Consider the following 15,609-nt stretch of genomic DNA (forward strand, 5'->3'; position numbering starts at 1 on the left):
CGGATGCCCCGGCTCTCGGGAGCGGCTCGCTCGCTGCTCGATCTCCGCACCTACCTGCACGCGTTCCGGCTGGCGCACTTCGCGAGCTACTCGCATGTGCGCCAGGTGCGCCGGCTGCAGCTCGGCGAGGGCGTCTCGATGGCGCCGAACGTGTCCTTCCGCAACGCCGAGCGGATCAGCATCGGTGCCGGGACGCACCTCGGCGAGCACTCCGTGATCTGGGCCGGCAACGGCACGGGCCGCATCGTCATCGGCTCGAAGTGCCTGTTCGCCCCGAACGTCACCGTCACCGCGTCGAACTACGGCATCGTGCAGGGCGACGTGGCGATCATGGACCAGCCGAAGGAGGAGCGCGACGTGGTCATCGGCGACGGCGCCTGGCTCGGGGCGAACGTCGTGGTGCTCGCCGGCGTGACCGTCGGCGAGGGCGCGGTCGTGGCCGGCGGGGCGGTGGTCACGAGCGACCTTCCGGCGCAGTGCATCGCCGGCGGCGTGCCCGCCCGGGTGATCGGCACGCGCCCGCTTCCGGCTCCCGCCGTCTCGGTCGAGACGGATGCCGCGGGGGCCGGGACCGCAGCCGACATCGCAGCCGACGCCGGGGCGGCCGCATGACGGGCGCCGAGCGCCCGCTGGTCGTCGAGGCGGAGCCGGCGTTCCGCACCGCCCACGCCAACCCGTACAACGCACGCCTGTACCAGACGATCGCCGGCGACGGATGCCTCGTGCGCGACCTCTCCTACGTGCGCCTCGCCACCCGGCGCGTCGACATCGTGCACCTGCACTGGCCCGAGCTCACCTTCCTCACCGGCCGCCCGTGGCGGGTGCTCGCGCGGATGATGCTGTTCCGCGCGGCCCTTCGGGTCGCCCGGCTCCGCAACGACACGAAGGTCGTGTGGACCGTGCACAACGTCGCCTCGCACGAGCGGCGCGCCACCCCGCGACTGCGCGCGATGCTCCGGCGACTGCTCGTGCGCCACGTCGACGGGCTGCTGTCGCTCACCGAGGGCGGCCTCGCGACCGCTCGCGCGGCCCACCCCCAGCTCGCGGACCTGCCGGCGGTGGTCACCCCGCACGGGCACTACCGGGAGGACTACGACTTCACGGCGCCCCGGGTCGACGCACGGGCGCGGGTGGGGGTGCGCCCCGGAGCGACGCTCGTGGTCTCGGTGGGCATGATCCGCGAGTACAAGAACATCCCCGAGCTCGTGCGCACGATGGTCGCGAGCGACGATCCCGACCTGGTGCTGGCCGTGGCGGGCCGGCCGTCGTCGTCGTCGCTCGCCGAGGAGATCCGGTCCGCCGCCGACGGCGACCCTCGCGTCGTGCTCGACCTCGCCTTCCAGTCCGACGATTCGCTGGCGACGTGGCTCCGTGCGGCCGACGTGGTCGTGCTGCCGTACCGTGCGATCCAGAACTCGGGCTCGGCCGTGCTCGCCCTCTCCGCCGACCGGCCGGTCGTCGTTCCCGCGCTCGGCGCGATGCGCGAGCTGCAGGCATCGGTGGGGGCCGACTGGGTGCGCTGCTACACGGGCGACTTCGACGGCGACGAGCTGGACGCGAGCGTGGAGTGGGCCCGGAGCATCCGGCCGGAGCATCCATCGCTCGACCGACTCGACTGGCCCGGCATCGCCGCCGACACCGTCGCCTTCTACCGGCTGGTGCGCGACGGGACGCCGATGCGGCCGCCGGTGCCGGTCCCCGAATCCGTACGCAGCTGACCAGGGGACGCATGCACATCACGGCAAGGGAAGGAACCAGATGAAGCTGTCCGTCATCGGATGCGGCTACCTCGGTGCGGTGCACGCCGCGGCGATGGCCGAGCTCGGCCACGACGTGATCGGCATCGACGTCGACCCGGGCAAGATCGAACAGCTCAGGGCCGGACGGGCGCCGTTCTTCGAGCCGGGCCTGCCGGAGGTGCTCGTCTCGGCGATCGCGTCCGGTCGGCTGCGATTCTCGACGGACATCGCCCACGCCGACGATGCGACGGTGCACTTCGTCGCGGTGGGCACCCCGCAGTCGCGCGACGGGAACGCCGCCGACCTGAGATACGTCGATGCGGCGATCGACGCGCTCCTGCCGCACCTGAAGGCCGGGGACCTCATCGTCGGCAAGAGCACCGTGCCGGTCGGCACGGCGCGTCGGCTCGCCGACCGCGTTGCCGACGCCGGGAGCGGCGCGCGGCTGGCCTGGAATCCCGAGTTCCTCCGCGAGGGCTACGCGGTGAAGGACACCATCGAACCCGATCGGCTCGTCTACGGCGTCGAGGACGACCGCGACGCCGCCGTGCTCGACGAGGTGTACGCCTCGGCAATCGGATCCGGCACGCCTCGCATCGTGACGAACTTCCCGACCGCCGAGCTCGTGAAGGTGGCCGCGAACGCCTATCTCGCCACGAAGATCTCCTTCATCAACGCCATGGCCGAGATCGCCGAGGTGACCGGCGCCGATGTCACCCGCCTCGCCGACGCGATCGGCCACGACGCCCGCATCGGACGTCGTTTCCTCAACGCCGGCGTCGGCTTCGGCGGCGGCTGCCTCCCGAAGGACATCCGCGCGTTCGTGGCTCGCGCCGAGGAGCTCGGTCGCGGTGAGTCGATCGCCTTCCTCAAGGAGGTCGACGCCATCAACCTCCGACGTCGGCAGCGCGTCGTCGAGCTGGCGCAGGAGGCGCTCGAGGGTGCGGTCTACGGCAAGAAGGTCGCCGTGCTCGGCGTGACGTTCAAGCCGCACTCCGACGACGTCCGCGATTCACCGGCGCTCGACGTCGCGGTCCAGCTCAAGGGCCTCGGCGCCGACGTGGTGGTGACCGACCCGGAGGGGATCGACAACGCGCGGCTGCGGCATCCGCAGCTGCTGTACTCGAACGTGACGGAGGAGGCCCTCCGTCACGCCGACCTCGTCGTGCTGGTGACGGAATGGCCCGAGTACCTCGGCCTCGACCCGGCGCACGTGAAGGAGATCGCGCGGGCCTCGACGATCATCGACGGACGCAACACCCTGGACGCTGCGGCATGGAAGGCCGCAGGCTGGCGGTACGTGGGGATGGGCCGGAGCTGAGGCGGCCGGGTCCGCCACCGCGACGGTGGCGGACCCGACGCCCGTGCCGGCGCCCGTGCCGGCGCCGGATGGGCGGTGCCGGCGGGATCAGGTCCAGATGCTGCGGAGGTAGGCGTCGGTCGGCGTGGGCGTCCGGGCGTCGAACCACGCGGCGCCCACCGTTGCCATCGCCGGGTCGTAGACCCAGGCGCCCGTGACCGCCTTGTTGTTCGCCGGGGCCTTGCTGTAGGCGACGAAGCTGTTCTCGACGGTGCCCCACTGGGTCGTGTACATCGAGCCGAACACGTACGAGTCCTTGGCGAACAGCTGGCCGGACTCGCCGCTGCCGTTGATCGCCTGGCCGAGCTTCGGCGCGTAGGCGCCCGCCGGAAGGGGATACCTCGCCTGGATCGCGACGACCTGGGCCGTGAGGATGGAGTGGTCGAGCGTGAGGAAGGGCGTTCCCAGCTCGGGATCCTCGGGCTTGGGGCCGCCGAGCTGCAGGGCGCTGTTCAGGGCGCCGAACAGCGTCGAGTCGCGGATCGTGAGACCGCGATACGCGCCGTTGCCGTACATCTGCAGCGTGTCGATGTGGTCGGATGCCCCCTCCGGCCGGAACACCGGCGCGCAGTAGCATCCCTCCCAGACCGAGTCCGTGATCTTCGCGTTGCTCCCGGCGGCATACCCGAGCGGGTCGCTGATGTCGACCTTGGCGTCGGCCATGACGACCTCGTAGGCGTTGCACTGCCGGACGATCCCGCTCGACGCCGTCATGCGGAAGTTGACCGAGACCTTGGCATGGGCCCAGTTCGTGCGCGAGCAATCGGTCAGCAGCACGGATCGACCGTTGATGCGGGCGAACGTCACGCCCTTCACGTTCGTGAGCCGCACGTCGTCGCCGATCGTGACCGACCCCCAGCCGTCCTTCGGCGAGACGAGGATGTTCTTCGTCGCCGTGCCGCGGCCGAACCCCTTGAGCGCGGGCGTGGAGCCCGACGACGAGCCGAAGCCCTTGAGCGTCCCCGGGGCGATCCGGATGTGCACGCCCGCCGAGATCTGGGCATCGGTCACGGAGGCGATGGCCTTGCCGATCGCGGCCCAGTCGCAGGCCACGTCGATGACCTTCCCGACCTGGGAGCCGAGGGTCGGGGTGTTCGCCGGCCAGTGCGTGCCGTTCGGGCCGTACGACCTGACGGCCGCGACCGCCGCGGTGGCCTCGGGCACGGATGCGGGCCCACTCGTCGTGCGCCTGGTCAACGGCTCCGTGGGGTCGAGCGGAACGTGCGGGGCGATGAACGTCGGTACGATGAACGCCGCTGATGCCAGCAGGGTTCGGCGGGAGATTCGGTCGGTCATGTGCGTCCTCCGGGTCGTGGTGATCGGTTCCGGTGCACGTCCGACGGTTCACGTCCAGACGCGGGTACGCGTGCATGATCGCCCGCTCCCCCTGATGCGACGGTTTCGACGCTATCCCCACGTCGTTAACCTCGCATTACGAACGCGCGACAAGTCTGGTCCCGCCGGTCCCCCGTTCCGGCACGTCGGCCACCTCTCGAGACGGCTCGGACACGTCGGGGAAACCTCCGCGGAACCCCCGTCGACTAGCCTGACCGGATGACTCCATCCGATCAGGTGGGCCTCCCGCGACCGACTCGGGGACGACGGCGGCGTGGTCGCTGAGGCCTCGATCCTGGCGAACCCGAAGGGGCGCGCGTGGTTCGCCGCCGGCGCCGTGGCGTACGCCGCGGCGCTCGCGATCGTGCTGCTCTGGCCGGTGCACGTCGACGGCGAGGGCGGCCTGTTCCGATTCGACCCGATCCTGAACCTCCTCGCCCGATTCGGGATCCCCATCTGGGCGAGCTACCCGATCGTGGAGTTCGTGGGGAACGCGGCCCTGTTCCTGCCGCTGGGCGTGCTGTGGGCGCTGGCCACGGATCGCTGGCCCGCCGTCCTGCGGATCCTCAGTGCCGGCGTGCTCGCGACCCTCATCAGCGCGGGCGCCGAGACGGTGCAGGGTCGCCTCCTCTCCGACCGGACGATGGACCCGCGCGACATCCTCGCGAACGCCGTCGGTGCGGCGGTCGGCGCGTTCGCGACGGTGCTCGCGGTGCGGGCGGCACGCCGACGCGGGGAGTCCGACCGGGCGACGTCACCCGATCAGCGCGTCGGCCCGACCGCCGGGTCCTAGCGCCGGGCTCGCGACCGGCCCCGCCCCGCGGCCGAACGCGGGCGCGACCGCGGGGTCACCATCGCGAGTCGCGGGCGACGCTCGCGCTCGCACCGGGCGCCGCCGTGCCGCGCGCGTGCGCGATCGCGTCGGCGGCGCGAACGAGCGCCAGGTGCGACAGGGCCTGCGGCGTGTTGCCCGCCTGCCGGCCGGTGAGCGGCTCCGCCTGCTCGGCGAGCAGCCCCAGGTCGGTGCGCTGGCCGAGCAGGCGGTCCATGAGCGCCTCGGCGTCGTCGAGCCTGCCACTGTGCGCGTACTGCTCGACGAGCCAGAACGAGCAGGCGAGGAAGGCGTTCTCGTCGCCGGGCACGCCGTCGACCTGTGCCTCGGTGCGGTACCGGCAGACGAGTCCGCCGCGGATGAGGGTCTCCTCGATCCGGGCGACCGTGCCGAGCATCCGCGGGTCGTCGTAGGCGACGTACCCGACCTGCGCGAGCTGCAGCAGGGCCGCGTCGACCTCGGTCGTGCCGGCGAACTGCACGTAGCTGCCGAGGGACGCGTCGTAGCCGTCGCGCTCGATGCTCGCCGCGAGTCGGGCGCGGATCTCGCGCCAGTGAGCGACGGGCCCCGTCCTCCCATCGAGCTCGACCGCGCAGACCCCGCGGTCGAAGGCGGCCCACAGCATGGCTCGCGAATGGGTGAAGTGGCGCTGCGGCCCGCGCATCTCCCAGATGCCCGAATCGGGCCGCTCGAGGTGCCGCTCCGCCTCGCGGAGCAGGGCGAGCTGCAGCGACCATGAGAAGTCGTCATCGTCGACGCCGCTGTGACGCCCCACGTCGAGCGCGACCATCACCTCGCCGAAGATGTCCGCCTGGTACTGCTCGGATGCCGCGTTGCCGATGCGCACGGGCGCGCTCCCGTCGTAGCCGGGCAGCGTGTCGACGGTCCACTCGGCGAGCCGCCGCTCCCCCGCGAGCCCGTACACGATCTGCAGGTCGACGGGGTCGCCCGCGATCGCCCGGAGCAGCCACTGCCGCCACGCCTGCGCCTCATGCGTGAAGCCGTGGTGCAGGAGGGCCTCGAGCGTGAGCGCCGCGTCGCGGAGCCACACGTACCGGTAGTCCCAGTTGCGGGAGCCGCCGAAGTCCTCCGGGAGGCTGGTGGTCGCGGCGGCGACGATGCCGCCCGTGTCCTCGTGGGTCAGCAGGCGCAGCACGAGCAGCGACCGGCGGACCTCCTCGTCGTAGGCGCCGGGCGCGACGCACGCGTGCAGCCACGACCGCCACCAGGCGGCGGTGTCGGCGATGCAGGCGTCGACGTCGAGGGGGCCCGGCACCGGCAGGTGCGCCGGGAACCACGAGAGCTGGAGGTCGACGGTCTCGCCCTCGGCCACCTCGAACGCATCGGAATGCACGCGGTCGCCGGCCACGAAGCGACGGCCGCGCAGGACGAGCGCATCCGGCCCCGCCACGGCCAGGAGGGCCGGGGCATCGGGGGTGCCGACCTGACGCATCCACGGCAGTGCCGCGGCGTAGTCGAAGCGCACGCGGAGCTCCTGCTCCATGCGCACGCGCCCGCGGACGCCGCGGATCCGGCGGATGACGTCGCCCCGGCGGTCGGAGCCGTCGCGCACCGGCATGAGCTCGGTGACCTCCACCTCGCCGTCGGCCGTCGTCCAGCGGGTCACCAGGGTGAACGTGTCGGTCGCGTACGATCGCGACGCGACGGCCGTGGCGTCCGCCGGCCGCAGCTGCCAACGGCCCTGCTCGGCATCGCCGAGGAGCGCTCCGAACGCCGACGCGGAGTCGAACCGGGGCAGGCAGAGCCAGTCCATCGAGCCGTCCGGCCCGATCAGGGCGGCGGTGCGGCAGTCGCCGACGACGGCGTACCGCTCGATCGCCTGCGGCATGTCAGGGCCGGCCGAGTCCGCGGACCTGCCACCCGGCCGCGCGCCACGCGGCGGCGTCGAGCACGTTGCGGCCGTCGATGATGCGACGCTCCGCCACGAGCCGGCCGGTCGCCACCGGGTCGAGCGCACGGTACTCGCGCCACTCGGTCACGAGGACCACGAGCTCGGCGCCCCGCAGGGCCTCCTGCGTGGACGACGTGTAGTCGAGCTGCGGATGCCGCAGCCGGGCGTTCTCGATGCCCTCGGGGTCGGTGGCCACGACCTCGGCGCCGAGTCCCTTGAGGTGCACCGCGACGTCGAGGGCGGGCGAGTCGCGCACGTCGTCGGACTCGGGCTTGAACGTGACGCCGAGCACGGTGATCCGCTTGCGGTGGACGGAGCCGCCGAGGGCCGCCACGGCGAGGTCGACGACCCGCTGCCGCTGTCGCATGTTGATCGCGTCCACCTCGCGGAGGAACGCGAGCGAGTCGCCGCGGCCGAGCTCCTCGGCCCGCGCCGTGAACGCGCGGATGTCCTTCGGCAGGCAGCCGCCGCCGAAGCCGACGCCGGCATTCAGGAACCGCCGGCCGATGCGCGCGTCGTGTCCGATGGCGTCGGCGAGCGCGGTGACGTCGGCACCGGTCGCGTCGGCGAGCTCGGACATCGCGTTGATGAAGCTGATCTTCGTGGCCAGGAACGCGTTCGCCGCCGCCTTCACGAGCTCCGCCGTCGCATAGTCGGTGACGACGCGGGGGGTTCCCGCCTCCACGGCCGCGCGGTAGACACGGTCGAGCACGGAGGCCGCGTGGTCGTCGGCCACGCCGTAGACGAGCCGATCGGGCGCCAGCGTGTCCTTCACGGCGAACCCCTCGCGCAGGAACTCGGGATTCCAGGCGAGGCTCGCGTGGGGCGCGACCTCGGTCAGGCGCGCGGCGAGGCGGGCGGCCGTGCCCACGGGGACCGTGCTCTTGCCGACGACGAGCGCGCCGTCGGCGAGGTGCGGCAGCAGCGATTCGAAGGCCGCGTCGACGTAGCGGAGGTCGGCGGCCGTCGTGCCGGCCGCCTGCGGCGTCCCGACGGCGAGGAAGTGCACCTCGGCGCCCGCGGCATCCGCCATGTCGGTGCTGAACCGCAGGCGGCCGGTCGCGGTCGCCGAGGTGAGGATCTCGTGCAGGCCGGGTTCGAAGAACGGCGGTCGACCCTTGGCGAGCGCGGCGATCCTGCGCTCGTCGATGTCGATGCCGACGACCTCATGGCCGAGCTCGGCCATGGCCGAGGCATGCACCGCGCCGAGGTACCCGCAGCCGATCACGGAGATGCGCATGCTCACCCTTCGTTCCGACTCTCCGATCATTCTGCCGCACCGGCGGCCGAGGACGCGGTTCCCGCCCGGCGGCAGTCGCACGCCGCAACGGATCCACGCGGACTCAGCTGCAGGGAGCCTCGGTGATGGTGACCGTCGTCGGGTTGATCATCGGCGTCGTCCGTACCTCGACCGGGCCGTCGTCGGGCGTGCCCGAGAACGTGGCGCGCATCGCCGTCACCTCGTCGTCGAGCTGGGACGCCGTGAACTTCACCGCGGGACGCCCGAGGTCGACGACCGACGGGCCCGGCGAGACGTCGGTGCCGTCGAGCACCTCCACCCCCGTCGTCGTCCCGCCGAACGGGCCGTAGAGGAACACCTCGGTGCGGAACGTCGGGAACATGCGCGAGAACATGTACGGCGGGAGTTCGACGCCATCCGGGGTGTCGAACCTGAGGCGCACCTCCACCGTGTACGTCGGTGCGTCGGGCGTGCACGTGTTCGTCGTCACGATCGCCTCGGAGTGGAGGTAGTAGTCGATCTTCGAGATCGTGATGTCCCTGAAGAAGACACCCAGCACCGTCGCGCCGTCGTTGCCCGTCGGGAGCGTGCCCTGCAGGCGCGTGCCGGCGAAGAGGGCCTGCGTCCCCTCGTCAGCGCTCCACAGCATGAGGCTGCCGTTGTTCGCGATATCCACCAGTGCCGGCGCCATGGCGAACACGTCGTAGTCCAACGACATGATGCGGTCGAAGATCGCCGACGCGGCCGATGCGAAGTACGCGTCGGATTCGGCACCGCCCTCGGGGTAGCGGAAGTACGCCTCGTTCAGCAGCTTCGACACCACGTTGCCGCTGTCGAGCACCTCGCCGTTCGGCATCGTCACCGGACCCGTCACCTGGAGCATGCGGCTGAGCCCGATCGGGTCGAGCGACACGATCACGTCGGGCTTGACCTGGAACGTGCGCTCCCAGTGCGCGGAGATCAGCTTCGCCGCCAGCGGGAAGTCCGGCGGGCTCGTCGCCGAGTTCATGTTGAGGATCGTCGTGGGCTGGTACAGCTCCATCGTGCTCCCGTCGATCCCGACGGGCACCGGTCCAAGCTCCGACACGAAGTCCGCGCTCGAGACCTGGCGCTGGATCGTCACCGAGCCGTTCTCGACGTGCAGCAGCGTCTGGGCCGCCGCGGTGCCGCCGAGCGGGTTCGCCTCGGCGTTGTTGAGGAACGCCAGCACGACATTCTTCGGCCCGTCGACGCCGAGCAGTGCTCCGATACCGGCGAGTGCGCCCCTGATCTGCGGGATCGTCTCCTCCGCCGTGCCGAGCATCTCGTCGAACTGTCCGACCGCCTCGGACACCTGGCCGATCGTGGCATCCGTGTCGATGGCCTGCACCTCCTCGTGCAGGTCGGTCACGACGCGATCGGCCGTGGCGACGATCTCGGTCGCCTGGGTGAGCGGGGCGAGGTCGAAGCCACCGGTCGCCGGGTCTCGCTGCAGGCCGAACGAGCCGACCAGGCCGACGGCGGGGTTCACGATCTCGGTCGACACCTCATCGACGCCCTCGGCGATCACCCGCACCGCCCGGAAGTTCTCGCCGATCACCGGGACGAGCTCGGCCGCGCGCCAGAGCGGCTGCGCCGTCGGTTCCACGGCGCGTTCGGCGGATGCCGCGAGCCGATCGGCGATCGGCTGGAGCTGGTCGAGCTGGCGTTCGGTTGCGGCCTGCTGGAACGCCGCGACCTCGGTTCGAGCCTCCTCGAGGTCGGCCCGCACCGACATCGCGCTGTCGTACAACGTCCAGGCCGCGAATCCGCCGCCGATGAGGATGATCGCGACGACGGGCCAGACGATGGCATGCGCGATGCGCCGCCGACGGCGCTTGCGCTCGGGGCTCGATCGGGTGTCCTCGGGCTCGGTGGCGCCGAAGGGTTCGGATTGCGTCACAATGCCTCAGCATAGACGGGCGGGATCGGAAGCGACCCGCCACGGCGCGGGCTCGCCATCAGTACGCGCCGTCCGCCCGCGCAACCGATCGCACGGTGCGGTACAGGATGATGACGTCGCCCGTCAGCGACCAGTTCTCGACGTAGTAGAGGTCGAGACGCACGCTGTCGTCCCACGAGAGGTGGGATCGACCCTGCGTCTGCCAGAGCCCGGTGATCCCCGGTCGCACGAGCAGGCGACGCCTGGCCCACTCGTCGTACCGCTCGACCTCGACGGCGAGCGGCGGCCGCGGCCCCACGAGCGACATGTCCCCGTGCAGCACGTTGATGAGCTGGGGGAGCTCGTCGAGGCTGTAGCGTCGCAGGAACGCGCCGATCCGCGTGACGCGCGGGTCGGACTTGAGCTTGAAGAGCACGCCGTTGCCGTCGGTCCGGTCGAGCAGGGTCGGCAGCTGCGCCTCGGCGTCCACGACCATCGATCGGAACTTCAGCATGTGGAAGCGCCGGCCGTTCAGGCCGACCCGTTCCTGCGTGAAGAGCGCCGGCCCGGGGCTGTCGCGGCGCACCAGCACGGCGATCAGCAGGAACACGGGACTGAGCACCACGAGCGCGAGGAACGCCACCACCAGGTCGAACGCGCGCTTGGCCGCGTACTTGCGGCCTTCGAACTCGGGGTAGTCGACCTGGATGAGCGGCAGTCCGGCCACCGGCCGGGCGTGGATGCGGGGGCCCGCGACATCCGTCAGGGCCGGGGCGACGATCAGGTTGGTCGACGTGGCCTCGAGCTCCCAGCCGAGCTGTCGCATCCCGCGCGGGTCGATGGTGTCGGCGCCCGTGAAGACGACGGTGTCGGCGCGCGCCTCCTCGAGCACCCTCCCGAGGCTCGAGTAGTCGCCCAGCACCGGGATGCCGGGTGCGAGCTCACGATCCCCCAGGCCGTGCTCGGTGATGGCTCCGACGATGACGATGCCCGAGTTGCCGTCGCGCGTCATCTGCTGCGCGACGTGCACGGACTTGCCGCGCTCGCCCATGAGCACGGCGCGGTGCGAGAAGCCCCCCGACTCGCGCTGGCGCACGAGCCACTTGCGCCAGGTCCACCTGGAGACCAGCAGCAGCGTGAGGCCGAGCGGCAGTGCGACGAGGACGTACCCGCGACCGACCTCCGACTGCAACAGGAAGGCCACGATGGCGAGCACCGCGAACACGCGGATGGTCGCATCCGCGATGCGCTTGTACTCGGCGGTGCCGGTGCCGATGATCGTGCGGTCGCGGGTGGCGAAGAGCGCGAGGGAGAGGAACCAGCTCATCGCGAGGATGGCGGACACCAGCGAGTAGCTGAGCACGAAGCTCGCGCTCTCCGCGCCGGGGATCAGGAGGCCCTCGCCGCTGGTGCCGAAGCGGATGAACTGCGAGCCGTACACCGAGACCACGATGACGACCAGGTCGGTGATCAGCAGACGCTTGGCATAGGCGCGCTGCCACGCCGCGACCACTGCTGCAGGGGTCTCGACGGACGTTTGCCGAGCCAGGGTCATCTGCGCCTCCACATCCGGCCCGCGCCTCGGGATGCGGGTCGGCGAGCCCAACGTTCGGGTGTTGGGCCATGGGTCAGGCTACCCCGATTGTGTCCCCTTTTGAGAGGACCCGGGCGAGAAAGTCCCCCGAAGTGGGGCCCCGGTGGCGGGCTCCGTCAGCCCGAGGTCGGTGCGGCCTCGACCTCCGACCGGTCGCGTCCGCTCGCCCAGCGGAGCAGCCGCTCGAGCGGACCCCGACCGAGGAACCGGCGCCACAGCCACGCGAACGCCATCGAGCCCACGACCAGTCCGATCACGAGCGGCCACGAGTCGTCCGTCGGCACGCCGTCCTCCTGCCGCTTCGCGAGCGAGATGACCACGAGGTGGAGCGTGTAGATGCTGAGCGGCATCGCCCCCATCGCGACCACCGGGGAGAGCACCGCTCCGGCAACGCGGCGCACGGCCGGCCGGGCGAGCGCCGTGAGGGCGAGCATCACCGCGACGATGAGCGCGCCGACACCCACGTTGCCCAGGGTCTCGAGGGAGGCGCGCAGCGGCACCGACCAGCTCGCCTCGCTCACCACCTCGGGCGGCGGCAGGAGCGACGAGATCGGGAGGAGCACGGAGGCCGCGGCGGTGCCCACGAGCGCCACGGTGCCGACCAGGCGGGGTGAACCGAGGTCCATGCGCGCCAGCGCCACGCCGATGAGCATCACCGGCACCCACACGATCACCGGATAGGCACCACCCACGATCCAGTCGGACAGGAACCGCAACGGGGTGTCGCGCACGGCAGCGACGAACTCGGTTCGGGCCCCGATCTCCGCGAGCGCCGGCGTGATCGCGATCAGGCCGATCCCCAGCGCGAGCGCGGTGCGGGGCGGGAGGAAGAGCAGTGGGAGCATCACGAGGAAGGCGACGCCGTACACGTCGAGGATGATGAAGACGAGCGGGTCCAGCGTGGCCCAGATCAGCATGCCGAGCGCGATGAGGATCACCGCGCGCACCGCGATCTGCCGACGCAGGTCGTTCCGGCCCTCGGCGATCGGGTGGACGCCGCCCGAGATGAATCCGAGTCCGATGCCGGCGGTGAGGGCGAAGAGCAGGCGCGGACGCTCGTTGGCGAGCGCGATCAACTCGGTGGCCTGGATCGAGGTGGTCGCGGGCGAGACGTGCGCCACGAACATGCCGATGAGGGCGAGACCGCGTGCCGCATCGACGCCGTCGACGCGGCGAGGCATCCGCTGCACGACGACGGTCATGCTGCCATGCTCGCATCCCGGGGGCCGTCGGTCAGCGGTGCCCGCTCAATGCCGGCCGTCCAGCACGCCACCGCTCTCCTCGAGGTAGCAGACGCCGCACAGCGATTCGTAGGTCACGTTCTCGCCGTCGATCGCGACCTGGGCGCCGTCGAAGACGAACACCCCGTCGATCCGGCGGGCGTTGAAGATCGCCTTGCGGCCGCAGCGGCAGATCGTCTTCAGCTCCTCGAGGCTGTGGGCGACCTCGAGCAGGCGCCGGCTTCCCGGGAACGCGACCGTCTGGAAGTCGGTGCGGATTCCGTAGGCGAGCACGGGGATGGCGTCCATGAGCGCGATCCGGAGGAGGTCGTCGACCTGCTCGGAGGTGAGGAACTGGGCCTCGTCGATGAGCAGGCAGCTCACGTCGCGACCGTGCTCCTCGATCACGCGGGTCCGGTGGTGCTGGAACCGGTCGAGCACCTCGGCCTCGGGCTCGATCGTGAAGTCGACCTCGCGCACCACGCCGAGCCTCGACACGATGCTCCGGTCGCCCTTCGTGTCGACCGCGGGCTTGGCGAGCAGCACCTGGTGGCCGCGCTCCTCGTAGTTGAATGCCGCCTGGAGCAGGGCCGTCGACTTGCCGGAGTTCATCGCCCCGTAGCGGAAGTAGAGCTTCGCCATCTACTCGAGCAGCCCGTCCTCCGCCGCTCGGCGGATCAGCTCGGACTTGCGGCTCGCCGGTCGCCCGGCCCGCGCGTACTTCTCGCGCACTCGCCGCAGGTAGGTCTTCGCCGTCTCGTAGCCGATGTCCATGCGGTCGGCGACCTCGTGCGTGCTGAAGCCCTTCGCGTACAGCCGCAGCGCGCGCTCCTCCGCGGCGCTGAGGTGCGCGGAGCCGGAATCGTCGGCGTGCCGCGGCGGTGCGGCGTCGGGCACGGCCTCGCCGGTCGGTCCCACCGCCCGGCGACGCAGTCGTTCTCCCCGGGCGACGCGCCGAGCCAGGTCGACGAGTTCCTCGGCCTGCAGGGTCTTGGAGACGAACGCGGCGGCTCCGGCGGCGATGCATCGCTCGCGGGAGGCCTCGTCGTCGAGTGCGCTGACCACGACCACCTTCGCGCCGGCTGCACGGCACGCACGGATGCGCGACTCGATCGAGACGCTGTCACCCAGCTGCAGGTCCATGAGCACGAGGTCGACCGGGAACTCGGGGTTGCGGATGAGGTCCATCCACGTCGTGGCGCGCACCACGACGGAGAAGTCGGGCGCGTGGTCCGCGAACCAGGTCGCGAGGCTGTCCACGATGAGTCCGTGGTCGTCGAGGAGCGCCAGGCGCACCTGCGCCCCGTCGGACGACTCGCTGGGCGCGGTCGGCGTGCTCGCCTCAATCGGGGACATGACTCAACTCCACAGTCACATTCTCGCGCGTCACGGACACTTCCGCGCGCATGGAGACCGCGCGAGCCACCGCGGCGAAGCGATCGAGCTCGCGGCGAGACGGCGGCGAAGCGCCGTGGTCGGCCGCGATGACGATGCGCCGGCGCCGCGCGCCCGCGTCGATCGAGACGTGGATGGCCGAGGATCGGCTCCCCTCACCGAGCCACGACAGCAGCGCGGTGAGCGCGGACCGCTGGTCGGCGGCGAGGTCGGCGGCGGCCCCGACCGGGTCGTCGACGACGACGGGGATGCCGCGCGACATCCGCACCGTCGCGGCGAGGTCGTCGAGCCAGGTCGACTCGATTCCCGCCTTCAGCGCGCGCCGGAGCGCCTCGGCGAGCTCGCGGGCTCGGTCGGCGTCGGCCACCGAGATCCGATCGGACGTCATGACCCCGGCGAGGAACGGCAGCACCTCGCGCCCGAGCACCGACACGCGGCTCTGCTGCACCGATCGGGCGATGCCCGCGCGCAGCTCCGCATCGCGATGCAGCGCCGCCCGGTTCGCCTCCCGCTGCCACGCGAGCGTCTCGTCGACGATCGCGTAGGAGTACCCGGCCGCAGCGGCCGACATGGCGAGCACCGCCGCGGCGTTCACCGCGATGAGCGCGCTGAGCGGCGGCGCGATGGGGGTGGTCATCGCCGATCCGACCACGAGGATCGACAGCACGGCCGCCGAGATGATCCCCGCGAGGATCAGCGACACCCACGTGCAGTACGGCGCCAGCGAGAGGATGAGCATGCCGATGACGACGGGACCGAAGTCGTCGTAGATGTAGCGGTCGGCGCCGATCGTGGAGACGTACTCCGCGATGGCCGCGCCCACTGCGAGGGCGACGACGAGCCAGAGTCGCTCCGCCGAGAACGGGGCGCGGGAAGGTGCGGCCGAGATGGCCGCGGCGAGGCCCGCGAGTGCGACGAGCACGATGCCGAGCAGGGCGACGAGCGGCGAGCCCACCTCGCCCCAGTGCGCGTACGTCAGCGCGATCGACGCGCCCAACGCGAGCACCGCGCCGATCACGACGATGGGCGCCGCGGTGATGCCGCCGATCGGGTCGGCCTCCTGCTGCGTGAGGCGCATCCGG

The 15,609-nt window shown here is 71.6% G+C and carries 13 protein-coding genes; 4 read left to right on the forward strand and 9 right to left on the reverse strand.

Features of this window, described 5'->3' with window-relative positions:
- The first annotated feature begins 3 nt into the window (after window positions 1–3).
- From EV187_RS02395 to EV187_RS02405, 3 genes are read left to right on the forward strand one after another with little or no spacing between them, the layout of a single operon-like run.
- Window positions 4–612, forward strand: a complete 609-nt coding sequence (locus EV187_RS02395) for an acyltransferase (protein WP_130352192.1) — start codon at window positions 4–6, stop codon at window positions 610–612.
- Window positions 609–1,718 carry a glycosyltransferase gene (locus EV187_RS02400; RefSeq protein ID WP_130351429.1) on the forward strand — a complete coding sequence of 370 codons (1,110 nt, stop codon included), beginning with the start codon at window positions 609–611 and terminating at the stop codon, window positions 1,716–1,718. The genes EV187_RS02395 and EV187_RS02400 overlap by 4 nt, the downstream gene beginning before the upstream one ends.
- Before the next feature lie 40 nt (window positions 1,719–1,758).
- Window positions 1,759–3,060, forward strand: a complete 1,302-nt coding sequence (locus EV187_RS02405) for a UDP-glucose dehydrogenase family protein (RefSeq protein WP_130351430.1) — start codon at window positions 1,759–1,761, stop codon at window positions 3,058–3,060.
- A gap of 87 nt (window positions 3,061–3,147) precedes the next feature.
- On the opposite strand, the gene EV187_RS02410 is transcribed toward EV187_RS02405, so the two are convergent.
- Complete coding sequence (locus EV187_RS02410) at window positions 3,148–4,395, reverse strand: hypothetical protein (protein ID WP_130351431.1); 1,248 nt, start codon at window positions 4,393–4,395, stop codon at window positions 3,148–3,150.
- 313 nt (window positions 4,396–4,708) lie between these two features.
- Here EV187_RS02410 and EV187_RS02415 point away from each other — a divergent pair, with 313 nt between their 5' ends.
- On the forward strand, window positions 4,709–5,227 hold the full coding sequence (locus EV187_RS02415; RefSeq protein ID WP_165391077.1) for a VanZ family protein: 519 nt from the start codon (window positions 4,709–4,711) through the stop codon (window positions 5,225–5,227).
- A 55-nt stretch (window positions 5,228–5,282) separates the two neighbouring features.
- Here the strand turns inward: EV187_RS02415 and EV187_RS02420 are convergent, their stop codons facing one another.
- The 8 genes from EV187_RS02420 to EV187_RS02455 all read right to left on the reverse strand — a co-directional run bounded on the left by EV187_RS02420 (window position 5,283) and on the right by EV187_RS02455 (window position 15,605).
- Window positions 5,283–7,115 carry a glycoside hydrolase family 15 protein gene (locus EV187_RS02420; protein ID WP_130351433.1) on the reverse strand — a complete coding sequence of 611 codons (1,833 nt, stop codon included), beginning with the start codon at window positions 7,113–7,115 and terminating at the stop codon, window positions 5,283–5,285.
- Window position 7,116: 1 nt separating this feature from the next.
- On the reverse strand, window positions 7,117–8,418 hold the full coding sequence (locus tag EV187_RS02425) for a UDP-glucose dehydrogenase family protein (RefSeq protein WP_130351434.1): 1,302 nt from the start codon (window positions 8,416–8,418) through the stop codon (window positions 7,117–7,119).
- A 103-nt stretch (window positions 8,419–8,521) separates the two neighbouring features.
- On the reverse strand, window positions 8,522–10,339 hold the full coding sequence (locus tag EV187_RS02430) for a DUF4012 domain-containing protein (protein ID WP_130351435.1): 1,818 nt from the start codon (window positions 10,337–10,339) through the stop codon (window positions 8,522–8,524).
- Window positions 10,340–10,397: 58 nt separating this feature from the next.
- Window positions 10,398–11,873 carry a sugar transferase gene (locus EV187_RS02435; protein WP_130351436.1) on the reverse strand — a complete coding sequence of 492 codons (1,476 nt, stop codon included), beginning with the start codon at window positions 11,871–11,873 and terminating at the stop codon, window positions 10,398–10,400.
- A 155-nt stretch (window positions 11,874–12,028) separates the two neighbouring features.
- A complete protein-coding gene (locus EV187_RS02440) occupies window positions 12,029–13,114 on the reverse strand; it encodes a heparan-alpha-glucosaminide N-acetyltransferase domain-containing protein (protein ID WP_130351437.1) in 1,086 nt (361 codons plus the stop codon).
- A gap of 45 nt (window positions 13,115–13,159) precedes the next feature.
- Window positions 13,160–13,774, reverse strand: a complete 615-nt coding sequence (locus EV187_RS02445) for a thymidine kinase (protein WP_130351438.1) — start codon at window positions 13,772–13,774, stop codon at window positions 13,160–13,162.
- Window positions 13,775–14,488, reverse strand: coding sequence for a response regulator transcription factor (locus tag EV187_RS02450; RefSeq protein WP_130351439.1), 714 nt, complete (start codon window positions 14,486–14,488; stop codon window positions 13,775–13,777).
- Window positions 14,475–15,605 (reverse strand): hypothetical protein, encoded by a 1,131-nt coding sequence (locus tag EV187_RS02455; RefSeq protein WP_130351440.1) that lies wholly within the window; start codon window positions 15,603–15,605, stop codon window positions 14,475–14,477. Before EV187_RS02455 ends, EV187_RS02450 begins: the two co-directional genes overlap by 14 nt.
- Between the last annotated feature and the right edge of the window lie 4 nt (window positions 15,606–15,609).

The organism is Agromyces ramosus (assembly GCF_004216665.1).
GTDB lineage: Bacteria > Actinomycetota > Actinomycetes > Actinomycetales > Microbacteriaceae > Agromyces > Agromyces ramosus.